This is a genomic window from Corynebacterium sp. zg254, from assembly GCF_024701495.1.
Taxonomy (GTDB): Bacteria; Actinomycetota; Actinomycetes; order Mycobacteriales; family Mycobacteriaceae; genus Corynebacterium; species Corynebacterium zhongnanshanii.
On sequence record NZ_WIAR01000003.1, the window covers coordinates 281,956 to 304,582 of the forward strand.

19 protein-coding genes, 4 tRNA genes, 1 rRNA gene and 1 pseudogene are annotated in these 22,627 nt (G+C 60.6%); 11 read left to right on the plus strand and 14 right to left on the minus strand.

From position 1 onward, the window contains the following. Window positions 1-47: 47 nt before the first annotated feature. From GC425_RS08780 to GC425_RS08805, 6 genes and pseudogenes are all read left to right on the plus strand, one after another. Window positions 48-2,183, plus strand: a pseudogene (locus tag GC425_RS08780) (MMPL family transporter); the annotation flags it as partial. Window positions 2,184-2,190: 7 nt separating this feature from the next. Beyond that, window positions 2,191-3,237 carry a YbhN family protein gene (locus GC425_RS08785; protein ID WP_151844745.1) on the plus strand — a complete coding sequence of 349 codons (1,047 nt, stop codon included), beginning with the start codon at window positions 2,191-2,193 and terminating at the stop codon, window positions 3,235-3,237. Window positions 3,238-3,251: 14 nt separating this feature from the next. Then, the gene (locus tag GC425_RS08790) at window positions 3,252-3,626 is read left to right on the plus strand and encodes a DUF3054 domain-containing protein (RefSeq protein ID WP_151844746.1); all 375 of its coding nucleotides are present in this window, start codon (window positions 3,252-3,254) and stop codon (window positions 3,624-3,626) included. Between the two features lie 150 nt (window positions 3,627-3,776). After that, the gene (locus GC425_RS08795) at window positions 3,777-5,906 is read left to right on the plus strand and encodes a PhoX family phosphatase (protein WP_151844747.1); all 2,130 of its coding nucleotides are present in this window, start codon (window positions 3,777-3,779) and stop codon (window positions 5,904-5,906) included. 36 nt (window positions 5,907-5,942) lie between these two features. Continuing rightward, window positions 5,943-6,365 (plus strand): hypothetical protein, encoded by a 423-nt coding sequence (locus GC425_RS08800; RefSeq protein WP_231699788.1) that lies wholly within the window; start codon window positions 5,943-5,945, stop codon window positions 6,363-6,365. 31 nt (window positions 6,366-6,396) lie between these two features. Continuing rightward, window positions 6,397-7,602 carry an MFS transporter gene (locus tag GC425_RS08805; protein ID WP_151844749.1) on the plus strand — a complete coding sequence of 402 codons (1,206 nt, stop codon included), beginning with the start codon at window positions 6,397-6,399 and terminating at the stop codon, window positions 7,600-7,602. A gap of 140 nt (window positions 7,603-7,742) precedes the next feature. Here GC425_RS08805 and rplA read toward each other — a convergent pair whose 3' ends face one another. From rplA to GC425_RS08845, 8 genes are all read right to left on the minus strand, one after another. Further along, complete coding sequence (gene rplA, locus GC425_RS08810) at window positions 7,743-8,453, minus strand: 50S ribosomal protein L1 (RefSeq protein ID WP_151842679.1); 711 nt, start codon at window positions 8,451-8,453, stop codon at window positions 7,743-7,745. A 142-nt stretch (window positions 8,454-8,595) separates the two neighbouring features. After that, entirely contained in the window at window positions 8,596-9,039 is a 444-nt protein-coding gene (gene rplK, locus GC425_RS08815; protein WP_151842680.1) for a 50S ribosomal protein L11, read from the minus strand. Between the two features lie 130 nt (window positions 9,040-9,169). Continuing rightward, complete coding sequence (gene nusG / locus GC425_RS08820) at window positions 9,170-10,141, minus strand: transcription termination/antitermination protein NusG (RefSeq protein ID WP_151844750.1); 972 nt, start codon at window positions 10,139-10,141, stop codon at window positions 9,170-9,172. Window positions 10,142-10,232: 91 nt separating this feature from the next. Continuing rightward, window positions 10,233-10,559 (minus strand): preprotein translocase subunit SecE, encoded by a 327-nt coding sequence (gene secE / locus GC425_RS08825; protein ID WP_151844751.1) that lies wholly within the window; start codon window positions 10,557-10,559, stop codon window positions 10,233-10,235. Between the two features lie 34 nt (window positions 10,560-10,593). Beyond that, window positions 10,594-10,666, minus strand: a tRNA-Trp gene (locus GC425_RS08830). A 293-nt stretch (window positions 10,667-10,959) separates the two neighbouring features. After that, window positions 10,960-11,035: transfer RNA gene (locus tag GC425_RS08835), tRNA-Arg, on the minus strand. 241 nt (window positions 11,036-11,276) lie between these two features. Next, window positions 11,277-11,349, minus strand: a tRNA-Arg gene (locus tag GC425_RS08840). Window positions 11,350-11,518: 169 nt separating this feature from the next. Further along, window positions 11,519-11,603: transfer RNA gene (locus tag GC425_RS08845), tRNA-Ser, on the minus strand. A 116-nt stretch (window positions 11,604-11,719) separates the two neighbouring features. Here GC425_RS08845 and hisC point away from each other — a divergent pair. Then, on the plus strand, window positions 11,720-12,820 hold the full coding sequence (hisC, locus tag GC425_RS08850; RefSeq protein ID WP_151844752.1) for a histidinol-phosphate transaminase: 1,101 nt from the start codon (window positions 11,720-11,722) through the stop codon (window positions 12,818-12,820). Window positions 12,821-13,005: 185 nt separating this feature from the next. Here hisC and msrA read toward each other — a convergent pair whose 3' ends face one another. Both msrA and GC425_RS08860 read right to left on the minus strand, forming a co-directional pair. After that, the gene (gene msrA, locus GC425_RS08855) at window positions 13,006-13,740 is read right to left on the minus strand and encodes a peptide-methionine (S)-S-oxide reductase MsrA (protein WP_225723553.1); all 735 of its coding nucleotides are present in this window, start codon (window positions 13,738-13,740) and stop codon (window positions 13,006-13,008) included. 126 nt (window positions 13,741-13,866) lie between these two features. Then, on the minus strand, window positions 13,867-15,531 hold the full coding sequence (locus tag GC425_RS08860; protein ID WP_308240245.1) for a ribonuclease H-like domain-containing protein: 1,665 nt from the start codon (window positions 15,529-15,531) through the stop codon (window positions 13,867-13,869). Between the two features lie 128 nt (window positions 15,532-15,659). Here GC425_RS08860 and GC425_RS08865 point away from each other — a divergent pair, with 128 nt between their 5' ends. The 3 genes from GC425_RS08865 to GC425_RS08875 all read left to right on the plus strand — a co-directional run bounded on the left by GC425_RS08865 (window position 15,660) and on the right by GC425_RS08875 (window position 18,706). Then, window positions 15,660-16,280, plus strand: coding sequence for a DUF6474 family protein (locus GC425_RS08865; protein ID WP_151842686.1), 621 nt, complete (start codon window positions 15,660-15,662; stop codon window positions 16,278-16,280). A gap of 74 nt (window positions 16,281-16,354) precedes the next feature. After that, entirely contained in the window at window positions 16,355-18,166 is a 1,812-nt protein-coding gene (locus tag GC425_RS08870) for an alkaline phosphatase (protein ID WP_151844754.1), read from the plus strand. Between the two features lie 207 nt (window positions 18,167-18,373). Next, window positions 18,374-18,706, plus strand: coding sequence for an Lsr2 family protein (locus tag GC425_RS08875; RefSeq protein WP_151844755.1), 333 nt, complete (start codon window positions 18,374-18,376; stop codon window positions 18,704-18,706). 160 nt (window positions 18,707-18,866) lie between these two features. On the opposite strand, the gene GC425_RS08880 is transcribed toward GC425_RS08875, so the two are convergent. From GC425_RS08880 to GC425_RS08890, 3 genes are all read right to left on the minus strand, one after another. Continuing rightward, on the minus strand, window positions 18,867-19,655 hold the full coding sequence (locus GC425_RS08880; RefSeq protein ID WP_151844756.1) for a TetR/AcrR family transcriptional regulator: 789 nt from the start codon (window positions 19,653-19,655) through the stop codon (window positions 18,867-18,869). A gap of 179 nt (window positions 19,656-19,834) precedes the next feature. Continuing rightward, the gene (locus GC425_RS08885; protein WP_151842689.1) at window positions 19,835-20,728 is read right to left on the minus strand and encodes a universal stress protein; all 894 of its coding nucleotides are present in this window, start codon (window positions 20,726-20,728) and stop codon (window positions 19,835-19,837) included. 139 nt (window positions 20,729-20,867) lie between these two features. Beyond that, window positions 20,868-21,032 (minus strand): hypothetical protein, encoded by a 165-nt coding sequence (locus tag GC425_RS08890; RefSeq protein WP_192930430.1) that lies wholly within the window; start codon window positions 21,030-21,032, stop codon window positions 20,868-20,870. Window positions 21,033-21,106: 74 nt separating this feature from the next. On the opposite strand from GC425_RS08890, the gene GC425_RS08895 reads away from it, so the two are divergent. Then, window positions 21,107-22,099, plus strand: a complete 993-nt coding sequence (locus GC425_RS08895; protein WP_231699789.1) for a pseudouridine synthase — start codon at window positions 21,107-21,109, stop codon at window positions 22,097-22,099. A gap of 411 nt (window positions 22,100-22,510) precedes the next feature. On the opposite strand, the gene rrf is transcribed toward GC425_RS08895, so the two are convergent. Beyond that, window positions 22,511-22,627, minus strand: a 5S ribosomal RNA gene (rrf, locus tag GC425_RS08900).

A 22,627-nucleotide genomic window follows, 5' to 3' on the forward strand; every position in this document is an offset into this window, starting at 1 on the left:
CTCTCTCACCCCCGCTCATTTATCTGTCGAAAAGAGTCTTCTAGCGCATGTTTACTACCTGGGGCGATATTGCCTACCGCTTCCGTCGGCTGATTCCGCTGGTGATCATCACCGGCATTCTCATCCTGTACGGCATCTTCGGCACGCAGCTGGGTAGCAGGATGAGCCAGGAGGGCTGGGACGACCCGAACTCCGAGTCCACCCGCGCCGCCGTGATCGAGCAGAACACCTTCGGCCGTGACGACGACGGCGACGTGATCGTCCTAGTGACTTCCACGACCTCCGGTGGCGCGGTTACCGAGGAGGTCAAGGCCTCCATGACAGAACAGCTGGAGGCGCTGAAAGCCAAGTACCCGGATCAGATTGCCAGCATTCGTTCTTTCTTCCATAGAGGCCCGGCGCAGATGGCCAATGCGGATGGCACGGCGGCGTTCGCGGCGGTGTCCTTGAAGGGCGTGGAAGATGATGTGCTGAAAAACTATCGGGTGATCGAGGATGATTTGCACGCCATCAGCCTGGACGGTGCCGCTCCCGGCGCACCCCAGGACACCCCCACGGTCCAGGTCGCCGGCGCCACCGCCGTCTCCGGCGCGCTAGACAGCGGCATGGCCGGCGATATTTCCCGCGCGGAAGTCTACGCCCTCCCCGCAGTCGGGGTGCTGCTTCTCCTCGTCTTCGGAGGCGTAATCGCAGCCCTCATGCCGCTGTTGGTGGGCGTGCTGTCCATCCTGGGCGCCATGGGCGTGCTGTCCATCCTGGCCTCCCTCACACAGATCAACGTCTTCGCCCAGTCCGTGGTGACTCTGCTGGGGCTGGGCCTCGCCATTGACTACGGGCTATTCATGGTCTCCCGCTTCCGCGAAGAATTGGCCGAGGGCGCAGACGTACAGACAGCGGTGCGCAACACCACGGCGTCGGCGGGAAAGACGGTGGTATTCTCCGCGTTGATGGTGGCAGTGGCGCTGTCCGGGCTGCTCATCTTCCCCCAGGCCTTCCTGAAGTCCGTGGCCTTCGGTGCCATGAGCGCGGTGGGGCTGGCGGCGCTGTTCTCCGTGGCCGTGCTCCCTAGTATTTTCGCGATGCTGGGCCACAACATCGATAAGTGGGCGATTCGCAAGAACCACAAGCGCCGCAGTGAACTGTTCTTCAGCACCTGGGGCAAGATCCCTCAGTTCGCCATGAAGCACTCCAAGAAAGTTGTGTTCGTGGTGGTCGTGGGCCTGATCGCGCTGGCGGCCCCCATCGCCGGGATCAAACTCGGCGGCATCAACGAAACATTCCTGCCACCGGATAACAGCACGCGCGTGGCGCAGCAGGACTTCAACCAGGCCTTCCCCGATTTCCGGACGGATCCCATCAAGCTGGTCATCAGCGGCGACCCATCCGCGATCTCCCCGGTGTATCAGCAAGCGAACCAGGTGAAGGGGCTCAGCAGCCCCTTCAAGGTCTCCCAACCCACCAAGGACAACGTGACCGTGCTGTCCGCGGGCATCGCTAACCGCGATGACTACGGCCGCGTGGTGCGCGAGCTGGAGGCCATCGAGGCCGACGGCGCCGAGGTGCTAGTCGCCGGCACACCAGCGCTGGAGCAGGAATCCATCGGAGCGCTGTTCCAGAAGCTGCCGTGGATGCTGCTCTACATCGTGGTGGTGAGCTTCCTGCTCATGGCCCTGATCTTCGGTTCGCTGATCATCCCAGCCAAGGCCGTGATCATGAACATCCTGGGCACCGGCGCCACCCTGGGTCTGCTGACCCTTCTGTTTGTCGACGGCGTGGGCTCCGACCTGTTTAACTTCACCGCCGGGCCGTTGATGAGCCCCGTTCTGGTGCTGATCGTAGCCATCATCTTTGGACTCTCCACAGATTATGAGGTGTTTCTGGTCTCCCGTATGGTGGAGGCACGCAAACGCGGCGCCACCACGGACACGGCAATCCGTTTCGGCACCGCCACCACCGGCGGTATCATCACGGCGGCTGCGCTCATCATGATCGTTGTGTGTGGCGCATTTGGTTTCTCCACCATTGTCATGATGAAATACATTGCCTTTGGAATGGTGATCGCATTGATCCTCGATGCCACCATCATCCGAATGCTGCTTGTGCCCGCCATCATGCACCTGCTGGGCGCGGATAACTGGTGGGCCCCCGCAGCTGTCAAGAAAGCCTCCGAGAAGTTGGGTCACGAATAATATGTCGAAGTTCTACCGCACGCCTGGCTTCCGGGCCATAGCGATGCTGGTAGTTCTGGGTGCCATCGCGTTCTTTGGCCGAGAACACCTCTCCTTCATCTCCGACGGCTGGAATGAACTGTCCCAGGGCAACAACACCTGGATCGCGCTCGCCGCCGTGGCCATCGCGTTGTCCATGGTGGCCCAGGCCGAAGTGATGGTGGTTCTTCTCCGGTCGGCGGACGTGCCCGCCGGGCGCTGGCGAAGCAACATGTTGGGCCTGGCAGCCAACGCCTGGTCAGCCACGTTCCCCGGCGGCCCCGCGATCTCCGCGGCGATGATCTTCCGCGAGCAGCTGAAGTGGGGGGCCACCCCAGTCATCGCCAGTTGGTACATGATCCTCTCCGGGGCGCTGTCCGGCGCCGGCATGGCGATCCTCGCCGTGGGCGCTGTGTTCTTCCTTGGCTTGAAGGTCAGTTGGGTCACCATCGCCGTCGCCGTGGGCGCGTTGGTGGCTATCGCCCTGGCAACAAACTGGATTGCCCTGCATCCCCGCAGCGTGGAGGCGTTTCTGATTAACCGTGCACGGGCCTTCAACCGGCTGATGAAGAAGCCAGAGGACCGTTTCACCGAGCACCTGGCCGGCATGTCCGAGCAGATCGCCGCCGTGGAGCTGCCCCTGCCGCGCCTGGCAATGGCCATCACCGCCAGCCTGATGAACTGGGTACTGGAGATCATCGCTCTGCTGTTCTGCGTGGTCGCCGTGGGCGCGGAGGCGCCTGTGGCCGGCGTGGTTCTGAGCTTCCTCGCGGCCAAGCTGGTGGGCCAGGTTCAGGTCACCCCCGGTGGCCTGGGCACGGTGGACCTGGCGCTCACGTCCTCACTGGTGGCGATGGGAACCCTGACCATCCATCAGGCGTTCGCGACCGCGATTGTGTTCCGCATGCTCAGCTTCATCGGTCTGGCGCTTGTGGGATGGATCGTGTACTTCGCAGGCCAGTTCAATAAGATGGGTGATGATCCCACGACCGCGCCGGTCGATAGTGAGGCTGGGCGTCGATTGACATAACGAAAGAAGGATTCATGCTCAACGTCCGCGCGGCGATATTCGACATCCTGGCCATCCTCCTGTTTGCGCTGCTGGCACGGATCGCCCACAACACGCCGGAGATGCCGCTGAGCGTCCTAGGGTGGCTGGAGACCTCCTGGCCGTTTCTGTGCGGCACGCTGCTGGGCTGGGGCGTGTTGGTGCTGATCCGTCGTTCCCCCGACGCCCAGCGTTTCCTCCCCGGGGCCGTCGTCTGGGTGTTCAGCGTGGCCACGGGCTTGACCCTGTGGGGTGTTCGCCACGGCGCGTTTCCGCATTGGTCCTTCATTGTGGTGGCCACGGTGATGAGTGGGCTGCTGCTTTTCGGGTGGCGGGGAATCGCTGGGGTGGTTGCGCGGCGCGCGCGTTAATGTGCTGAGCGCCTGCGCGCGTTAATTACTGTTCACCCTCATTCAACAAAATTTTAACGCGTATTAAGCGCCTCTCTACCTTTGTCTCTTAGCCTCTAGTGTGCACGACGAGCACAACTGACTACACAAGAAGAGACGAAGGCATTATCCATGGCATTGATCGGCCGTAACCTCCTGTCCGCGTTAGATTTCACCTCCAGCCGTTCCCACCGGACGTGCCTGTATAAGTGCGGGGATGCGTGTTCTAAAGAGGTGGCGAATACTTCCAACAACGCGTATTTCGGCGATATTCTTCAGGCGAATTTTTCCCGCCGTGCTGCGCTGCGCGCCGGAAGCGCGGCGTTGGTGACGGTGGGTGGGGCGTCCATGCTGGCGGCGTGTTCCGATTCGGCGCAGTCTGGGGCGCAGACTCCCGACGGGTCTACTGGTGGGGCAGCTGATGCTGCCGGTGGAGAGTCCCCGGTCCCTGGTCTGAACTTCGAGATGGTGGCGCCTAACACCGAGGACGCGGTGGTGGTGCCCGATGGGTACGAGTCTGCCGTGGTGATCCGCTGGGGCGATGCCGTCCTTCCCGGCGGCGAGGGGTGGGCTGTGGATCGGCAGTCCCCGGAGGCGGCCGAAAAGCAATTCGGATTTAACTGCGATTATGCCGCACTGCTTCCCATTAGGGGGAAGAAGAATCGCTTTCTGTTGGTGTCCAATCACGAATACACCACGCCTCACCAGATGTTCCCCGGATATCAGGAAGATCATCCCACGGAAGAGCAGTACAGAATTGAGCTCGCCAGCCACGGAATGACCATCGTGGAGGTGGAGGGAAATGCCAAGGATGGTTCCCTGAAGCCAGTGATGGGCCCTTACAACCGGCGCATTACCACCACAACCGAGTTTGCACTGCGCGGTCCTGTGGCTGGCTCTGAGCTGGCGAAAACGACAACCGACCCTACGGGCACACGAGTGTTGGGGACGCTGAATAATTGCTCCGGAGGCCTCACCCCGTGGGGAACGGTGCTGTCCGGCGAGGAGAATATCGATCAGTATTTCGCCGGTGGTGCCGAGGTGAAGGATTCCCGCGCCCGGAAGCGCTTTAAGCGCTACGGTATTGAGGATCCACAGACGCAGCGGAAGTGGGAGCGCTTCGATCCGCGATGGGATGTGCGCAAGGAACCCCACGAGCCGCACCGTTTCAACTACGTTGTGGAGGTCGATCCGTGGGATCCCACGTCCACTCCGGTGAAGCACACGGCGTTGGGTCGGTTTAAGCATGAGGGCGCGAACATTCACGTCACTCACGATGGGACTGTGGTGGCGTACTCCGGCGATGATTCCCGCTTTGAGTACCTGTATAAGTTCGTCTCCTCGCGGACAATGCGCTCCGGCCGTTCGGACCAGGATCGCGCCGAGAATATGAAGATCTTGGACGAAGGCACCCTGTACGTGGCTGACTTTCAGGGCAATTCTCCCGATTTCACCGAGGGCACCCTCCCCGACGACGGGGCGTTCGATGGCACGGGGCGCTGGATCCCACTGCTGACCGTTCAGGCCGATGGCACCGCTACCTCGCATGTGCCGGGGATGAACGCTGAGGAAGTGGCGGTGTTCACCCGCGAGGCTGGAGACGTCGTGGGAGCCACGAAGATGGACCGTCCAGAGGATGTGGAGCCGCACCCCACCACCGGGAAGGTGTATGCGGCACTGACGAACAATAAGTACCGCGGCGTTGCAGGTGGCGCGGACAAGACCGCGTCGGGTGTTCCGTTTGAGGGTGCGCGGGAGTACGCCCCCATCAAGGAAAACAAGAACGGCATGGTGCTGGAGATTGATGATGACCACACCGGTGAGTCCTTCACGTGGAACCTGTTGTTGGTGTGTGGCGATCCCCAGGAGGCGGAGACGTATTTCGGTGGGTTCGATAAATCGCGGGTGTCCCCTATCTCCTGCCCGGATAACCTCACGTTCGATTCCTTTGGCAACCTGTGGATCTCAACGGACGGTAATGCTCTGGGTTCCAACGACGGCTTGTTCGCCGTGGCACTAGAGGGCGAGGCCCGTGGCTTTACCAAGCAGTTCCTCACAGTTCCTGCAGGGGCGGAAACGTGCGGGCCGCTGGTGTTCGACAAACGCGTGGTGGTGAACGTGCAGCACCCTGGTGAGGACGATAACGCCACCGTGGAACAGCCGGTCTCTCACTGGCCCGATGGTGGAGACTCCACTCCGCGCCCGTCCACGGTAGTGGCATGGAGGAAGGACTTCGGTGTGATCGGCGGCGTCTCCAGCTAATCGGCAACAACGGTGCCCAGACCTACAATGAAGGGTATGAGCATTCAGGACAACTTCACCTACATCACCGATCTTCGTGGAGAACACTCCCACCCCGAGGGTGAAGGGCGCGCCGTTCCCACGGTGAAGAAGGTGGCCGACCTCGACGGAGCACGTATTATCCGCCTCACCTTCCGGGCGGGTGATGTGATGGCAGACCACCAGGCTCCCGCCCCGATCGTGGTTCTTGGCCAGGAGGGCTCCATCGAGTTCACCGTCGGAGCATCTAGCACCGAGGCTCCGAACTCGCCACAGCAGGACACAGACAGCTCGCACACCGTGACCCTGTCGCAGGGTTCGGCGATCCACGTTGCCGCGGGACAAATCCATTCTCTCCGGGCACAGGAGCCTGCCCAAGCTACCCTGATCCTCCTCACGGGAAGCCAGCCCGTCGAGTTTCTTCCTCACCCTCCCAAGTAGAACTATCCAGAAAGGATCCTGCCCATTGCCAATGGCATCAGAACCTCACTCAGGCCTCACACCCCAGGACCCGGCCTACCGGCGCGCCCTCATCGCCGCACTGTGCGCGGGCCTTGCCAGCTTCAACGCTCTCTACGCCACCCAGGCAGTGCTGCCAGCACTCGGCGACTATTTCCACACCTCGCCCACCACCACGGCCCTCACGGTCTCTGCGACCACGGGCGCACTAGCGCTGGCTATCGTGCCGCTCGGTGCTCTCTCGGAACGCTTCAGCCGGCGGAAAGTACTGTGCATCTCGGCGCTGGCTGCCACGCTGGTGAGCTTCCTGCTCCCCTTCTCCCCCTCCATCCACGGGCTGATTCTGCTGCGCTTCCTCCAAGGCATTGCCGTGGCCGGTGTGCCGGCGATCATCATGGCCTACTTGGCCGAGGAGATCCACCGGCAGTACCTTCCCAAGGTGATGGGTCTGTATATCTCCGGCACCACGCTGGGTGGCCTGGTCGGCCGCCTGATCCCCGGTATCGCTGTGGACTTCACCTCCTGGCAGTGGTCCCTGGCCGCCAGCGCGCTCTTCGCCTTCAGTATGGCAGTGCTCATGGCGCTCCTGCTTCCACGGCAACGCTATTTCACCGCCAAGCCGCTGAGCTTTTCCGGCGAGCTCACAGCCATGCTGAGCCACTGGACGAACCCCATGATGGTGCGCCTGTTCCTCATACCCTTTCTCACCATGGGGTCCTTCGTCTCCCTGTATAACTACCTGGGCTTTAGGCTCATGGGCAGCTTTGGGCTCCCCGCGTCCTTGGCTGCGGCCACGTTCGTGCTCTACCTCTCGGGAACGTGGTCGTCCGCGCGCACGGGAGCGTTCATGATGCGCTTCGGGCGCGGCCGAGTCCTCGTGGGCTCGGTGGCGCTCATGCTGCTGGGAGCACTCATCATGCTCGCGCCGAATCTCGCCAGCACCCTAACTGGCGCGCTGCTGTTCACCGCGATGTTCTTCGTGGCTCATTCTGCGTGCTCCACGTGGGTGGCGGCTGCGGCCCAGGAGCACCGTTCCGAAGCGTCCAGCTCCTATGTATTGATGTACTACCTCGGCAGTTCTCTCATGGGCTGGGTCTCGGGGTGGTTCTTCGAGCGCGGCTGGGCGGTCCTCATCGCCTGGCTCTGCACCCTGTTGCTCAGCGCCACGGCGCTGGCTGCCGTTCAGGCTCGCGCTGTCCGGAGTGCGCACACCGCCTAGCCCAAACGCAAAAACCCGCAACCCCAGCGCTTCAACGCTGTGACAACGCCGGCGCGTCAGCGCCAGCATGGGTTGCGGGATAATGCGGGGCCCAACCAGCAGATTGCACCAGCTGGTCGAACCCCTCAAGCCTTAAGCTCTTAAGCCTCTTCGGCGTAGTTCTTCAGAACGCTGGTGTCCACTGGGATACCAGGGCCGGAGGTGGAAGCCAGGGTGATCTTCTTCAGGTACTTGCCCTTTGCGGAGGATGGCTTCAGACGCAGCAGCTCCTCGATCAGCGCGCCATAGTTCTCGGCCAGCTTTTCTGCGTCGAAGGAAGCCTTACCGATCACAGCGTGCAGGTTGGAGGCCTTGTCCACGCGGAAGGAAATCTTACCGCCCTTGATCTCGGACACTGCCTTAGCCACATCGGTGGTCACGGTGCCGGTCTTAGGGTTTGGCATCAGACCACGAGGACCCAGCACGCGAGCCACACGGCCCACCTTGGCCATCTGGTCTGGGGTGGCGATGGCAGCGTCGAAATCGGTCCAGCCACCGGTGATGCGCTCGATCAGTTCCTCGGTGCCCACAACGTCAGCGCCTGCTTCCTCAGCGGCGGTAGCGTTTGGTCCCTCGGCGAACACAACCACGCGGACTTCCTTACCCGTGCCGTGTGGCAGGGATACGGTGCCGCGCACCAGCTGGTCAGCCTTGCGTGGGTCAACGCCCAGGCGGATTGCAACGTCCACGGTGGCGTCGAAGTTCTTGGAGGAGGTCTCCTTCACCAGCTTCGCAGCCTCGAGTGGGCGGTAGATGCGGCCAGCGTCGATCTTCTCGGCTGCCGCCTTGTATGCCTTAGAATTCTTGCTCATGTGATTCTCCCAAATCAGTTGTTACGGAAGTCGTGGTCGCGTGGGACGAGCCGCCCCTTCCACATATATCCCCCGACGCCCAGCGCGCTCGGCGTCGGTCATCTCATTCCACGTTGCGGCGCGGAATGATGGAGGTTACCTACTAGGCCTCAGGAGCGCCCTCGACGGTAATACCCATGGAGCGGGCGGTACCGGCGATGATGCGTGCACCGTTTTCGATGTCGTTGGCGTTGAGGTCTTCCTTCTTGGTCTCAGCGATCTCCTTGCACTGATCCCAGGTCACGGAACCGACCTTCTGGGTGTGAGGAACGCCGGAGCCCTTCTGCAGGCCAGCAGCCTTCAGCAGCAGCTTAGCCGCAGGTGGGGTCTTCAGCTTGAAGTCGAAGGAACGGTCTTCGTAGACGGTGATCTCAACAGGAACAATGTTGCCGCGCTGGGACTCAGTTGCAGCGTTGTATGCCTTGGTGAACTCAACGATGTTCACGCCGTGAGCACCCAGAGCTGGACCCACTGGAGGAGCAGGGGTTGCCTGACCTGCCTGGATCTGCAGCTTGATGAGGCCAGTGACCTTTTTCTTCTTAGCCATAAGTAGTTCTCTTTCTGTTACCGGGACGCGAGGGTGCGCCCGACCGGATGCCGGAATTTCACCAGCCACCGGATGATGATTGTCGTGCGGAGCCCACCACAGTAATCAATGGTGGACAACCTCACTAACTTTAGTTCAGCTTCTCGACCTGATCAAATTCCAGATCAACGGGAGTTTCACGGCCGAAGATGGACACCATCGCGCGCAGGCGGTTGTTCTCCGTGTCGATCTCGGAGATCGTGGCGGATACGGATGCAAACGGGCCGGACAGGATGGTGACGGATTCGCCCACCTCGTAGTCCACCTCCACAGCGGCAGACGCCGGCTTTGGCGCCGTCGCCACACCCGTCGTGGAGACATCCACGCCGGTGGCGACCTGCTCCTCGCCCTCGGGAGCCTGAGGCGTTGCGGTCTCCGGTGGCAGCAGGAACTTCGCCACCTCACGGATCTTCACGGGGGTGGGCTTGCCCTCGTTACCCACGAAGGAGGTCACGCCAGGGGTATCGCGGACCACGGACCAGGAGGCATCCTCGAGGTCCATGCGAACCAGCACGTAGCCAGGGAGAAGCTTGCGCTTAACCTGCTTGCGCTTACCGTCCTTCAGCTCGGTGATCTCCTCGATGGGCACGACCACCTCGTGGATCTGGTCGTCCACGCCCAAGGTCTGGGCGCGCATCTCCAGGTTGGTCTTCACCTTGTTTTCGTAGCCGGAGTAGCACTGGATGATGTACCACTGGCCGGGGAGCTTCTTGAGAGCGCGCATGAACTCACGGAGGCGGGTCTTGTAGGCCTCCATGGCGGCATCGGTGGGCTCTGGGGTGTTGTCAGCAGATTCAGCGGCACCTTCTGCAGCAGCACCCTCAGGCGCGCCTTCCGCGGCTTCTTCTGCTGAAGCGTCAGCACTGGCATCTTCTGCAGACTCCTCGGCTACGACACCTTCAGCGTCAGCCCCCTCAGTGGCATCAGTCTCAGCCGCACCGCTCTCGGTCGCAGACTGCGCAGCAGCCGCTGCCTGCTCAGCCGCAACCACTTCCTGGATCTTCTCCTGAGCCTCATTCGCCAGGGACTCAGCGGTAACTTCTACGTTCTGCTCTTCACTCATAACACTGCACCTTTCTAGGGCAATTAGCTATTAAAAATCCGCCCTCGTCACATGGACGGAGGCGGTTCGCTTAAAGTTTCTGGAGCTCAGTTTAGTGGAAGATCTTCTGGAGAGCAAAGTTAGACACCCAGTCCACGCCTCCCACCAGAGCGGTGGTGAAGACCAGGAACAGGAGAACGATGATGGTGTAGTTCACCATTTCGCGCCCGGTTGGCCAGATGACCTTGCCCATTTCGGAAACCACGCCGCGGAGGAAATCCACGATCGCAGAGAAAGGGTTCCGGCGAGTTTCCACAACTTCCGGTGCCTTTTGTGCGGAGGTTGCGCGGGCGGTGGTAGCTTCTCCAGCACGCTGACGCTTACCCGTAGGACGAAGGTTTCCGCCGTCAGCGGTGGGAGTGTTGGGGGTTTCACTCACTGTAGGGCTTCCCTTCGACAGTTAATGGTTCGTGCAGGGACGACAGGACTCGAACCTGCAACCTGCGGTTTTGGAGACCGCTGCTCTACCAATTGAGCCACGTCCCTTCATAGTGTTTCACGTCGACGTTTCCGCTGTTGTGATCGCACTAATCGGGTTGCTTATGCAACAAGCGAACACTTTAGCAGAGCCTTAGGGAGTTCTCCAAACACTTCCCCCAACCCCTCACAAATTGTTCGACCAAAACGCCAGATTTCGCCCCAAATCTGGCGTTTTGGTCGAACAATTTGGGGCAGTGTGCTGCCCATGCCTCCGCCTCAGATCTACCCAGATCGTCAGGGCACCCCGCACAACAAAAAATCTCGGGCCACCATTCTTCATGGTGACCCGAGGTTTTCTATGGTGCGCCCGGAGGGATTCGAACCCCCAACCTTCTGATCCGTAGTCAGATGCTCTATCCGTTGAGCTACGGGCGCATCATCGCTTTCCAGCTGAGATGCTGTTCTGCAACGAGGAATAACTCTACACAACAACACCCGTTTGATCAAAATCGCCTCATAAAATGGTGTTTTGTCCACCACCCCGCACCACGCCTTCCATGTACCCGCGCACTTCAGCACCACACAGCATCCCCCACCCCGCCACACAGCACCTCAACCCCCACACAACGACAAATCCCAAGCCGCCAACAATCGGCAGCTCGGGATTTTCCATTCGTGCGCCCGGAGGGATTCGAACCCCCAACCTTCTGATCCGTAGTCAGATGCTCTATCCGTTGAGCTACGGGCGCTTATTTAGTTAACTCCGATGGGTCCTGGCCGTCCCGAGCACATTCCTGGCGGACCACCACAGGCGCACCACACGCCCCACAACACTGTCCGCAGCTGTGTGTCCCGAACTTCACCACAAGTATTCGGGCAGCTTAGGCAGCTCTGGGTTGCCACGACCCATCGAAGTTGCGGAGATGACAGGATTTGAACCTGCGGTCCCTTGCGAGACAACTCCTTAGCAGGGAGCCCCATTCGGCCACTCTGGCACATCTCCTTGATTGCCCATGCGCACGCAGCCGGTGACCGCATGCCTGCGAACAATCAGGTTTAGCCTACACGCGGCCTGCCCTCTATCCCAAATCACTTCTTGTGGGGGTTAGGATTATGTGCATGATTCGCCCTGACCTTTCGCTTTTACCCGCTTATGTTCCTGGGACTTCTCTTCCGGGGGCGTTGAAACTTGCGTCGAATGAGTCGTCGTTGCCTCCGTTGCCGTCGATTTCTCGGGCGATTGCTGAGGCCGCTCAGGGCGTGAATAGGTATCCGGATATGAGTTCTGTGCAGATTCGTTCTGCGATTGCCGAGTGGTTTAGCACGGCTCATAACCTCGAGACCCCTGCGACTGTGGACAATGTTGCGGTGGGCAATGGCTCATCTGCCCTGTGTTTGCAGACCATCCAGGCCACGTGTTCCGCGGGCGATGAAGTAATTTTTGCCTGGCGGAGTTTTGAGGCGTATCCGATTTTGGTTCGTGTGGCTGGGGCGGAGCCGGTTGCGGTGCCGTTGGCGTCGGATTTACGGCATGATTTAGGGGCAATGTCGGATGCGGTGAACGAGCGCACGAAGTTGATTCTGGTGTGCAATCCGAATAACCCGACGGGCACGACGGTGACCGCCCAGGAGTTTGAGAAATTTATGCAACGCATTCCGGGGTCTGTGCAGGTCGTGCTGGATGAGGCGTACACGGAATATGATCGCTCGCCGTCTGATATTACATTCGACGCCGCCGGCCTTCTTTCCCGATACCCCAATTTAGCAATTGTCAGAACCATGTCTAAGGCATATGGCCTGGCAGGCCTCCGTTTGGGCTATTTGTTGGGCCACAAAGAGTTCGTGGAGGCGGTAAATAAAGTGGGCATTCCTTTCGGCGTGAATTCCTTGGCTCAGGCTGCTGGTTTGGCAGCTATCGAGCCCAGTGCTCAAAAGGAATTGTTGCAGCGCGTCGAGGAGACCGTGCAGCAACGGGCTCGCGTGTTGGAGTTTCTGGAGTCTCGCGACGATGTTGAGACGGTGCCGTCGCAGGCTAATTTCGTCTGGCTGGCCGTGGGAGATAAGGCACAGCGACTAGATGAGGAGCTGAAGAGCCGTCACGTGGTGGCCCGTTGTTTTGCGGGCGATGGGGTCCGAGTGTCCTGCACTACTGAGGAGGAAACGGATCAGCTGCTGGAGGCGCTGGGGCCGGCTTTGGATGCAGCGCTGGCGGAATCCTAAAGCGACTCTCACACAGCTCTCACGTACTCTAAAACAGCTCTAAACCTACTCTAAAGCAGCTCTAAAGCTCTCGCACCTTACTCTAAACTCACATAAGACCAGGTCAAGTGCACAATCGAGCTGCCCGTGAAGAGCTACTCTACAACAGCTCTAAACTACTCTAAAAATGTTAGAGTAGCGCGATCTTAGAGAACCCCCGTCGGACAGCTCACCCCGTTCGGCCCATGGTTGCAGTAGCCACCGGGGTTCTTGTGCAGATACTGCTGGTGCTCTATCTCCGCCAGGTAGTAGTGCCCGTCGCCCGCAGTACTCATCAGAGATGTTTCCGTCGTCACCTCGCCCAGCCCAGCTTTTACAAACCGTGGCGCCCACGCCTGGACGGCAGCTTCGACGCGTGCGAGCTGGGCGTCGTCGGATGCGAACACACAGGAGCGATACTGCGAGCCCACGTCGTTACCTTGACGGTCGCCCAGGGTGGGGTCGTGGTTTTCGAACATGACCTGCAGCAACTCCTCCACGCTCACTGTGGCGGGGTTGAACACCACGCGCACTACCTCGGCGTGGTCCGTGCGGCCGGTGCAGACCTCGCGATACGTGGGGTTGGCGGTCCACCCGCCGGCGTAGCCCACGGATGTCCCCAGCACGCCGTCGATGCTCCAGTAGAGGCGCTCCACACCCCAGAAGCACCCGGCCCCGAGGATCAACTCCTGCGCGTCGGGGCAGCTCTCGCGGAACTGTTCCGCGCCGCCAAGGGGCGTCCCCAGCACCGCATGCGCCACCGGCGAACCGGAGCCCGCCGCGGAACCCGAGCCCGCCGTCACATCCAACACCGGATGCCGTCCCCCTTTCAGGGCTTTCTCCTTCCCCATGCGCGGCGCCCTCCACGGCCCCTTCGAGTTAAGCGCTGCGAATCTGTCCATCAAGCTAGCCATGTGGTGACTCCTTCTCGTCCCTTACAGTGTTGCGCTGAATAACGTGCGCGGCAGTGTGCCAGACATCCAGACACTACGCCTGCCACTGCATCTCACAGTCCTTCCAACGCCGCGTCACATCGACCTCATTCCCGGCGCGCCCCGCCGCAGCCAGTACCGAACCTGGCGGGTGGCCACGCAGTCGTCCGCGTTATAGCGCTCCAGCGTACGCCGCGCCGTCGCTGCCACGCCCGCGGCGGAGCCCACGGCCTGTTCAAACAGCGTCACAGCAGCCCTGCCGTTCACCCCTTCTTGGCTGAAGTGGAAGCCTGCCAGCGGTGACACGGTCTTCAGCCCTAGCGACCCGGTCCCCGCCAGCGCACGCTTCACGATCTCGAACACGTCGCACCAGCTCTCGGAGGCTAGGAACTCATCCACCTCCGCGCGGGTGGGCATCACCACGTCCCCCTGCGCAGTCGGATAGCTCCGCCCGCCATAGTGATCCGCGTAGTAGCGCAGCCAGTAATTCTCCCCCTGAGCTGCGTAGACCCACGCCTGAAAGTGCCGCCCGCGCTCCTCCGACGCCGTCTTGCGCCCCATCAGCCACCGCCAGAACTCAGCTACGTGTTGCCCGTCATCGCCGGCGCTGAAGTCGGAAAAGGCGATGTAGCGGCTGCCGTCGAACGTCCCCCACAGGAAGGTGCCGCGTTCCGGGTGTGCCTCCATGTCCACGTCCACTTCGTCCACCCAGTCCAGCTCCCCGCTGAAGGTGGGTGTGAGCGTGTCCACCGTGAACGCGCGCCCGCCCCACAGCTGCGGGTCGGTCACCCACCGCTTGAGGGGGCGCCGCAGGGCTGCCTCGCCGCGCATCCATGCTTCGGAAAGGTGGGATACTTCCCCCATTTTTTCCGACGCCAACTTCTCTAACGTCTCGATCCCCCGCTCACGCAGCGGTGTGGATTTTGCTCCGGGCAGCAGCAGCGAGATGTCGTTGCGCTGGAGTAGTTGGATCCGGCAATGATTGTGGAAGTCGCAGGTAGCGCATTCTTTGATGCGGGTAGGCCGGATCGGCAGGGGTTCTTTCAGGGCGGCGTAGAGGCCGGCGAGCATGGGCTGCGCGCTGGTGGTGAAGCAGCGGTAGGCTGCGTCTCCGGCCGCGGAGACGAAGCCTACCTCCGTGCTGGCGAATCCCCAGGCCGACAGGACGGTGTGCGCCATCGCGACGGTTTGGGTATCCCCGGAGTTATTCTTCCTCCGCCATGGCGCCGGCAAAGGAGTTCCAAGACCGAGAGCCGAGACATCTACCACGCGGCAGTTGGCCTGTGAGCGCTTGGCGACCTTCTTCGCCACCGCATGCCCAGAGAAGATCACGGGCATGTAGCGCATGTGCTCATCCACCCCGCTGCCCTGATCCTCCCTCACCAACAGATCCACACGCACGTCCAGGGGACCTTCGGCCAGGTGCGCATTGGTAATGAGACGGGTACCCTCCGCCATGGCCTCCAGCGTGCACTCCACCGACAGCCCCTCGGCATAATCCTGGTTGCTGATATCCACGCGCGTCAGGCGACGCACCGCATCACCACGCCGTGGCTTTGAGGGGAGGAGTGAAAAGATTTGCGCTTGGCGTCGTAAAACAGACAAACGATGCGTGTAGCGCTCCACGTGGATCGAGTAATCCGTGCGGCGATCAGGGGCAACGATCCCCGCCGCGGCCGCGTGAGTCAGCACGGTACGGTGACGGCAGCCCACCACATCGCGGGGAGTAATGGGCTGCGCGGGGTCGTGTGGAGCACTCACAATAGATAACAGTGTAGTCATAGCACAGCCGCGGCGAAGAGCAGACGTAGCCAACAGCGCACGTACCCTCACGTGTTTGGGGTAGCATTGTTGGGGTTAAGACACTGTAGATCAACTATCGGAGAACCATGGGACTGTTGAGCACACTGCGCAAGCGCCGGCAGGAGAAGAAGGCTGTCTATCGTGCCGCCAAGGCGAAAGCGCTAGCAGAAGCAAAGGCCAACGCGAAGATGGAAAAGCGCAAGGAAAAGTACTTGCGCAAGACCGCCAAGCAGGTGCGCAAGCTGGACGCGAAGCAGCTCAAGGAGCGCCGCGAGCACGAAGAAAACATGGCACGCGCAGCACTAGAACGCGCGAAGGCCGGACGTTTTAACTCCAAGACCGTGGTGCGCTACGCGGTGGCGGGACGCACCCTGGCACCCGTGCTGGTTCCGCTGGGCTACCGACTTCTGACCCAGTTGCAAAACGGTGGACTGGGCGGATCGGTCAGCAGCGCGGCGCAGTCCTCGGACACTGTCAGCCGCTTTAGCGGTTCCACCGCCTCCCACCAGGCGCGTATCGAGCAGGCGCGGTCCTCCATCAAGCAGGGCGTGCCTTCCGGCTTCGCGAAGGACGTCAGCGAGCGTTTGGACACGCTGGAGGATGCGCTGAAGAACGCGCGGAATATGAGCGACCAGCAGGCGCGGGCCGTTTTGGCTTCGGTGTCCCGTGAGCTGGATTTGGTGGAAGCGGAGATCGCGCAGGCTTAAGGCGGGCCGGCGTTCACCGAAAGTTCACTCTCCAGAAGCTGCGAAGCGGCTGCATTTCTGATGGTATGAGTGTTATGGCTGAGAATGAACACAAGGACACGCACGCTCGTAGGCGCGAGCCTGGCCGCGCCGGCGCACACACCAGTGGCCGCGCCATTACCCGCCGCCGGATGCTGGAGTCCGGCGCGATAGCGACCGCAGCTTTTGCTGCCAGCGCCGCCCTTCCCGCAGGGCTTACCGCCGCGGCCGCTGGCACGGCGCCCGGCGCGGAGGTGGGTACGGGGATCGGCATGGGGGCTCACGGCTTCGACGCCACCCGACACTCAGCATTCCAACACGGCGTGGCCTCTGGGGATCCCCTCCCCACCAGCGTGCTGCTGTGGACCCGCATCACCTCTCACCCGGAGGACTACGCCGGGCGCAACAGCGGGGTGGACACCCCTGTGCGCTGGGAGGTAGCCAAGGATCGCGCTTTTACAGACATCGTGTCCTCCGGCACCACGACGGCTGTCCCCCAGCGGGACATGACCGTCAAGCCCGAGGCCGGAAACTTAGACCCCTATACCCAATACTTTTATCGTTTCGTCATCACCGATGGCCCCCTGTCCGGGCAGGTCTCCCCCGTCGGTACCACCCGCACGGCCCCTGCGCACGACCAGCAGCTGAAGGACTTGCGCTTTGCGTTGATGAGCTGCGCCAACTGGGAGGCCGGCTACTTCCACGTCTACCGGGACCTGGCTGGGCGCACGGATGTGGACTACGCCCTGCACGTCGGTGACTACATCTACGAGTACCCCGTCGGGGAATACACCGGGAAGACCGGTACCGTCCGCCCGCACCTTCCCGCTCATGAGATTGTCTCCCTTCAGGATTACCGCGAGCGCTACGCCCAGTACCACACGGATCCGGACCTCCAGGCCGCGCACGCCGCACTGCCGTGGATTGTGACCTGGGACGACCACGAGGTAGCCAATGACCAATGGGCCGGCGGCGCAGAGAACCACCAGCCCAACGAAGGCAGCTTCCAGGCCCGTCGGGATGCAGCTATCCAGGCCTACTTGGAATGGCTGCCCATTCGTGCGATCCCCTTCAGCGATGGCGGCCACATCTACCGCAACTTGCACTTCGGCACGCTGGTGGATCTGAACATGTTGGATCTGCGCACCTACCGCAATGAGCCTCCGAAGTTCCTCAGCGCCAAAACCACGGACGCACAGGATCGAACCATGATGGGCTCTGAGCAGTTCGGCTGGCTCGCTGACAGGCTCACCGAGTCTCGGGCCACGTGGAACCTGATCGGCAACTCAGTGATGTTCAGCCCCGTGCTGATTCCGCCGCTGGACCCCAAGCTCACCTATGCCATCACTCAGCTTCTGGGGCTTCCCGAGGAGGGAATGCCGTACAACTTCGACCAGTGGGATGGCTTCGCCGCCGAGCGCCGCCGCATGATCGGCCTGCTCAATGACAAGGAGATCACGAACACGGTGTGGCTCACGGGCGACATTCACTCGTCGTGGGCGTGCGACGTTCCCACCCAGGCCGCGACCTACCCCGGCTCTGGTTCCCCCGCCGTGGAGATCGTCTGCCCATCCATCACGTCCTCCAATATCGACGACATCCTCAAGCTCCCGGAGGCGAACCCTCTGTCTGCCACCGCTGAGAATGCGCTCACAACAGTGAACCGGCATGTGCGCTATCTCGACTTCGATCGCCACGGCTACTGCGTCCTGCAGGTGACGGATCAGTTCATTCACGCTGATTGGATCTTCATGCGACCTGATGGGAAGTTAAAACCCCAGGCAGAGATGTTTATCGGCAAGTCCATGCGCCGGTATCGAAGCGGCGGAGTTGTCCCTCATGACGCACCTATAAGCCCCCGCACTTAGGCCTCTGCGTCCCCGCGGTTAAGCCCCCTGCCGCAGCCAGTTTGAAATATTTTTTACATTTGCACTAAAATATAATGCAGATGGTACACTTTCAACTGTACTTAGCAGCTATACCAATAGCGGTACCAGGTGAATCACAACTTCATTAACTTGTCATTTGGTACAATGCACCCTTAAGCTAATCCCCAACTGAAAGAAGGCAGTTTTATGGCACGCCGCGAAATCACCCAGTTCTTCGATGACCTCGACAACTCCCCTCTCAGCGAGAGCGAAGTAAAGGTCGTGGAATTCTCCTTCCGCGGAAACGACTACATCATCGACCTCTCCGAGGAAAACGCAGAGACCTTCGCAAACGTCCTGCAGCCATACATCCAGGTCGCACGCAAGAAGCCTGCAACCCGTGGTCGCGCCACCAACCGCAACAAGCCACAGCGTAACCGCGAAATCCGTGCATGGGCCGTCGCTAACGGCATCCAGGTTCCCGCTCGCGGTCGCCTGTCCGCTGACATCGTCGCGCGTTACGACGCCGCACACTCCTAAATACACTCCCCGGCGCCGTCCGGCGCGCTAGGCAGTGATGCGCTAACGAGTACAAGGACCCTTATGCTTACCCAAGCGTCGTGCTTGGGTAAGCATAAGGGTCCTTCGGTATGTGCGCCGTCAGGTCTCTTCACCGAGAGTAAAGAAGATAAGAAAAGCCTCAAATGGAGTAGCTACTCATCGGCACGGTGAGCAGCATTTGACGTGCCAGATCACGCGCCGTTTCCAGGGGAGCAACCGTGCGCGACATTTTCGCGCCAGCCAAGCCGCCATCTAGGAAAACCATTAGCTGATCGGCCAGGGAGCGGGAGGCATAACCAAAACGCTCTGTTAATAATTCCGCCATGGTATCGCGACACCAGCGTCGATGTTCCATAGCCGCCTGGCGAATATTGATCTCGCTATCGGTCTCGGGGCGGGGATATTCACTGGCTGCGTTCTGAAAGTGTGATCCGCGGAAGCTATTATGCGGCTCGTTGCGGATACACAGGTCGAAAAAAGCTATAATTTTAGACTCAGGTTTATCGCGCTCGTCAGCCAATTCATGCCAATCAGCACGCCATTGTTCGTCCAGACGCTGGAGGTACGCCACCGTCAGATTATCTTTCGAGCCGAAGAGCGAATACAGGCTGGCCTTGGCCACATCCGCGTCACGAAGGATGCGGTCGATACCAATCACGCGGATGCCCTCCGTGGTGAACAGATTGGTGGCGCTAGCCAGGAGGCGTTCGCGAGGGGCAGGACGATTCCGGCGGGAAGACTTCTTGGCAGGCGCCTTCGTAGACGTCTTTACAGACGTCTTCGCAGTTTTCGCGGACTTCGCCTGAGACTTTCCGGCCGCCTTGGCAGTACCCTTCGCGGAACCCTCGGAGGCCTCCTTGGCAGATCCCGTAGCGGAGGCACGAGCGCCCTCGGAGGATCGTGCTGTCGCATCGTCCTGTGCTGACATAGGGTAGTTTCCTCCTTCGCACTGCCTATCTAGGAAAACTAAGGTAATCGAGGAACCTTCGGCTCCTCGGCGAGTGAACTAGACCGACCGGTGCGTCTATTTCTCCACAGGCCATTGTAACAGCTCAAAAATACCCAGCCTTCACTTTCACAAGCAAAGGCTGGGTGACGTAGAGCACGCTACTTCTGCGGACGCACCACCATCATGGGGCATGGAGAGTACTGCAGCAGCGCACGGGACGTGGATCCCAACAGCATGCCGCGGAAACCTCCACGACCGTGGGAGCCCGTGATCAGCAGCTGCGCATCCGTCGCAGCTTCCTTCAGGGCGTGGATCGGGCGCTCGCGCTCCACGATCTCTTCCACTTCCACATTCGGGTACTGCTTCAGCAGGCCTTCCAGCTCCTCGGACAGCATGTCCTGGTGCTGCTTGATCACACTGTCCAGCTTGCTCTGGGACTCGACCACACCCACATAGCTGGTGTGCACCTGGGTCTCCTGCCAGGAGTGGATCGCCCTCAACGTGGTCTTTCGGGCGTCGGCTTCCTTGAAGGCAATCGCCAGCGCCTGGCGGGACACGTCGGATCCGTCCACGCCCACCACGACAGGCCCGTACTTGTTGGCCTCGGTGAGTTCGTTGTCCTTGCGGACCACCACGACGGGGCACGATGCGTGAGAGACCACCGCGGCGGACACGGATCCCATGACCAGGCCGGACAGTCCACCCAGGCCGCGGGATCCCATGACGATCATCTCAGCGGTCTCGGAGAGATTCAGCAAGAAGTCGATCGGGGCAGCTTCTCGCACTTCGGTGGAGTACTGAATGTCGGTGGAGACGGACTTCACAACCTCGATCGCGTCGTCCAGTTTGGCGTTGGCTTCGTTCTCCAGCTCTGTGTAGAGCTCTGGCGGTGGAACCATGCCGTCTGCGTACATGAATTGCGGCATGGTGTAGGCGGACACCAACTTCAGTGGCTCGCCACGTTTCCACGCACAATTTGCAGCCCACGCGACGGCGGACGTGCTAGCCTCCGAACCGTCTACTGCGACGACGATGTCTTTTACGTCTGCCATGATGCTCCCTTTCGTTGCTGAACCATTGGGCACTTCCATTATCGCGCGAAGTGCTACCCAATGCCACCCGCCGGGCGCGGGACTACCTCACAATGAGGCGTTTTAGCCGCGAGCCTACTCTCTGCAGTGAGGCCGCTGCCTACTCACCAGGAGGGGTAGGGATCGGCAGCGGGATGTCGTGAGCAGCTTCAGCGTTGGCTGGGAAGAGGAATTCGTAGACTCCGCGCAGCAGCTGCCAGATGATGGCTCCGATGTCGGTGGTGAAGAAGTGGGAGATAGACTCGATAAGTGCGTTGATATCCATGGGAGGAATGTAGCACAATGCCGCAGGCTTTACCAATTATTAGGGGTCTAAACCCAACTCGGGCGCAAGTGCCTGTGACCTGGACTGATTCGGTGCGCGCGTCGGACTTTGTGTGGCGCCTGGTCTCCTCCCAGCGCCATCGCCACCCCGAGGATGACGAGGCCGCCGTGGCTGAGCGCTTTGCCCACGGTGCCGTGGTCACGGACAAGGGGGTGCCGCTGGGCGCCGATGACCTGTTGCGGCCGGGGACGTGGATTAATTTTTACCGACGCCCAGCTCCCGAACGACCAGTCCCCGGCGAACTGACGGTCCTTCATCAGGACAGCAACATTGTGGTCGTGGATAAGCCGCCGTTTCTGGCGACGCTGCCGCGCGGCCAGCACATCACCGAGACCGCGTTAACGAAGGCGCGCGTGGCGCTGAATAATCCGGAGCTGTCTCCGTCGCATCGCTTGGACAGGCTCACGAGTGGGGTGTTGATGTTCACGGCGTCTCGAGCTGTGCGTGGTGCGTATCAGACGATGTTTGATCGCAGGATCCCCCAGAAGACCTATGAGGCAATCACGCCACTCGTAGGCGGGGCGCCATATGCGCCCCTGCCGGAGTTTTCCGACTGGACGCAGTGGGAGCCTCCCACGGAAGAGAACCCGTGGCGTCTGGAGCACTGCATGGTCAAGATTCAGGGTCGCTTATCCACGTTCTTGACGGATGAACCTCCCAACGCCGTCACGCTGGTGACGGCGTTAAAGGAGGAGGAGCGCGTTGTGGGGCGACAGCCGGACGGTTCCCCGTTGTGTCGCAAGGTCTTGGTGTGGACGTTGAAGCCGTTGACGGGCAAGACTCACCAGTTGCGTGTCGCGCTGCGCTCCTTGGGACTGCCGCTTATTAATGACCCGCTGTATTCAGAGGTAACGGATAAGGCGCTCACAACGCCGAACGGCGAACTCCCGCGACCGGTCTTTGCCGAGGATGAAGACTTCAACCATCCGCTGGGACTGGTCGCTAAAATCTTGGAGTTCGACGACCCCCTTACAGGCGAGCCCAGAAGGTTCACATCATTGAGATGAGGAAGCCGTCACTCCAGAGCAACTTCAAGAACAACCAAAAAAATTATGGCCAATGCCTTAAAGCAATTAAATGAAAGGGCATCCAAGAAGCCCACAATCAAGAGTAAGAGTTCGTAGACACCCGTCTAGCGGCGAACTTGCATAGAAAAAATTGAAACGCGGCACAACCATAGGACTTTGTTGAGGTTCTTGAGCATTTCCCCAGGACAAAATCTCGAAAGAGCGAATTAATCCTATGGTTGTGCCACGGACCCACACAACGCGCTGAGAGCAAACAAAGATTATCTCGTTGGTAACGAGGGGACCGTGCTCCTTCGCTACGTTATCCGCGCATAGCGAAAAGGAGGGTGGGCGTTACCAGTCACAACGTGTGATTGGTAACGCCCACCTTCCCCATTATCAAATTTTTGTAGCCGGCGGTGACCTACTCTCCCACACCCTCCCAGGTGCAGTACCATCGGCGCTGACGGGCTTAGCTTCCGGGTTCGGAAAGGGACCGGGCGTGACCCCATCGCTAAAACCACCGAC

Coding starts and splice junctions, on each gene's coding strand:
- GC425_RS08880 (WP_151844756.1), bottom strand. CDS start 19,655: ATGTCAGCACAGGACGATGCGACAGCACGATCCTCCGAGGGCGCTCGT.
- GC425_RS08805 (WP_151844749.1), top strand. CDS start 6,397: ATGGCATCAGAACCTCACTCAGGCCTCACACCCCAGGACCCGGCCTAC.
- GC425_RS08790 (WP_151844746.1), top strand. CDS start 3,252: ATGCTCAACGTCCGCGCGGCGATATTCGACATCCTGGCCATCCTCCTG.
- GC425_RS08870 (WP_151844754.1), top strand. CDS start 16,355: ATGGCTGAGAATGAACACAAGGACACGCACGCTCGTAGGCGCGAGCCT.
- rplA (WP_151842679.1), bottom strand. CDS start 8,453: ATGAGCAAGAATTCTAAGGCATACAAGGCGGCAGCCGAGAAGATCGAC.
- GC425_RS08885 (WP_151842689.1), bottom strand. CDS start 20,728: ATGGCAGACGTAAAAGACATCGTCGTCGCAGTAGACGGTTCGGAGGCT.
- nusG (WP_151844750.1), bottom strand. CDS start 10,141: ATGAGTGAAGAGCAGAACGTAGAAGTTACCGCTGAGTCCCTGGCGAAT.
- msrA (WP_225723553.1), bottom strand. CDS start 13,740: ATGGACAGATTCGCAGCGCTTAACTCGAAGGGGCCGTGGAGGGCGCCG.
- GC425_RS08875 (WP_151844755.1), top strand. CDS start 18,374: ATGGCACGCCGCGAAATCACCCAGTTCTTCGATGACCTCGACAACTCC.
- GC425_RS08785 (WP_151844745.1), top strand. CDS start 2,191: ATGTCGAAGTTCTACCGCACGCCTGGCTTCCGGGCCATAGCGATGCTG.
- GC425_RS08795 (WP_151844747.1), top strand. CDS start 3,777: ATGGCATTGATCGGCCGTAACCTCCTGTCCGCGTTAGATTTCACCTCC.
- rplK (WP_151842680.1), bottom strand. CDS start 9,039: ATGGCTAAGAAGAAAAAGGTCACTGGCCTCATCAAGCTGCAGATCCAG.
- GC425_RS08800 (WP_231699788.1), top strand. CDS start 5,943: ATGAGCATTCAGGACAACTTCACCTACATCACCGATCTTCGTGGAGAA.
- GC425_RS08865 (WP_151842686.1), top strand. CDS start 15,660: ATGGGACTGTTGAGCACACTGCGCAAGCGCCGGCAGGAGAAGAAGGCT.
- GC425_RS08890 (WP_192930430.1), bottom strand. CDS start 21,032: ATGGATATCAACGCACTTATCGAGTCTATCTCCCACTTCTTCACCACC.
- hisC (WP_151844752.1), top strand. CDS start 11,720: ATGATTCGCCCTGACCTTTCGCTTTTACCCGCTTATGTTCCTGGGACT.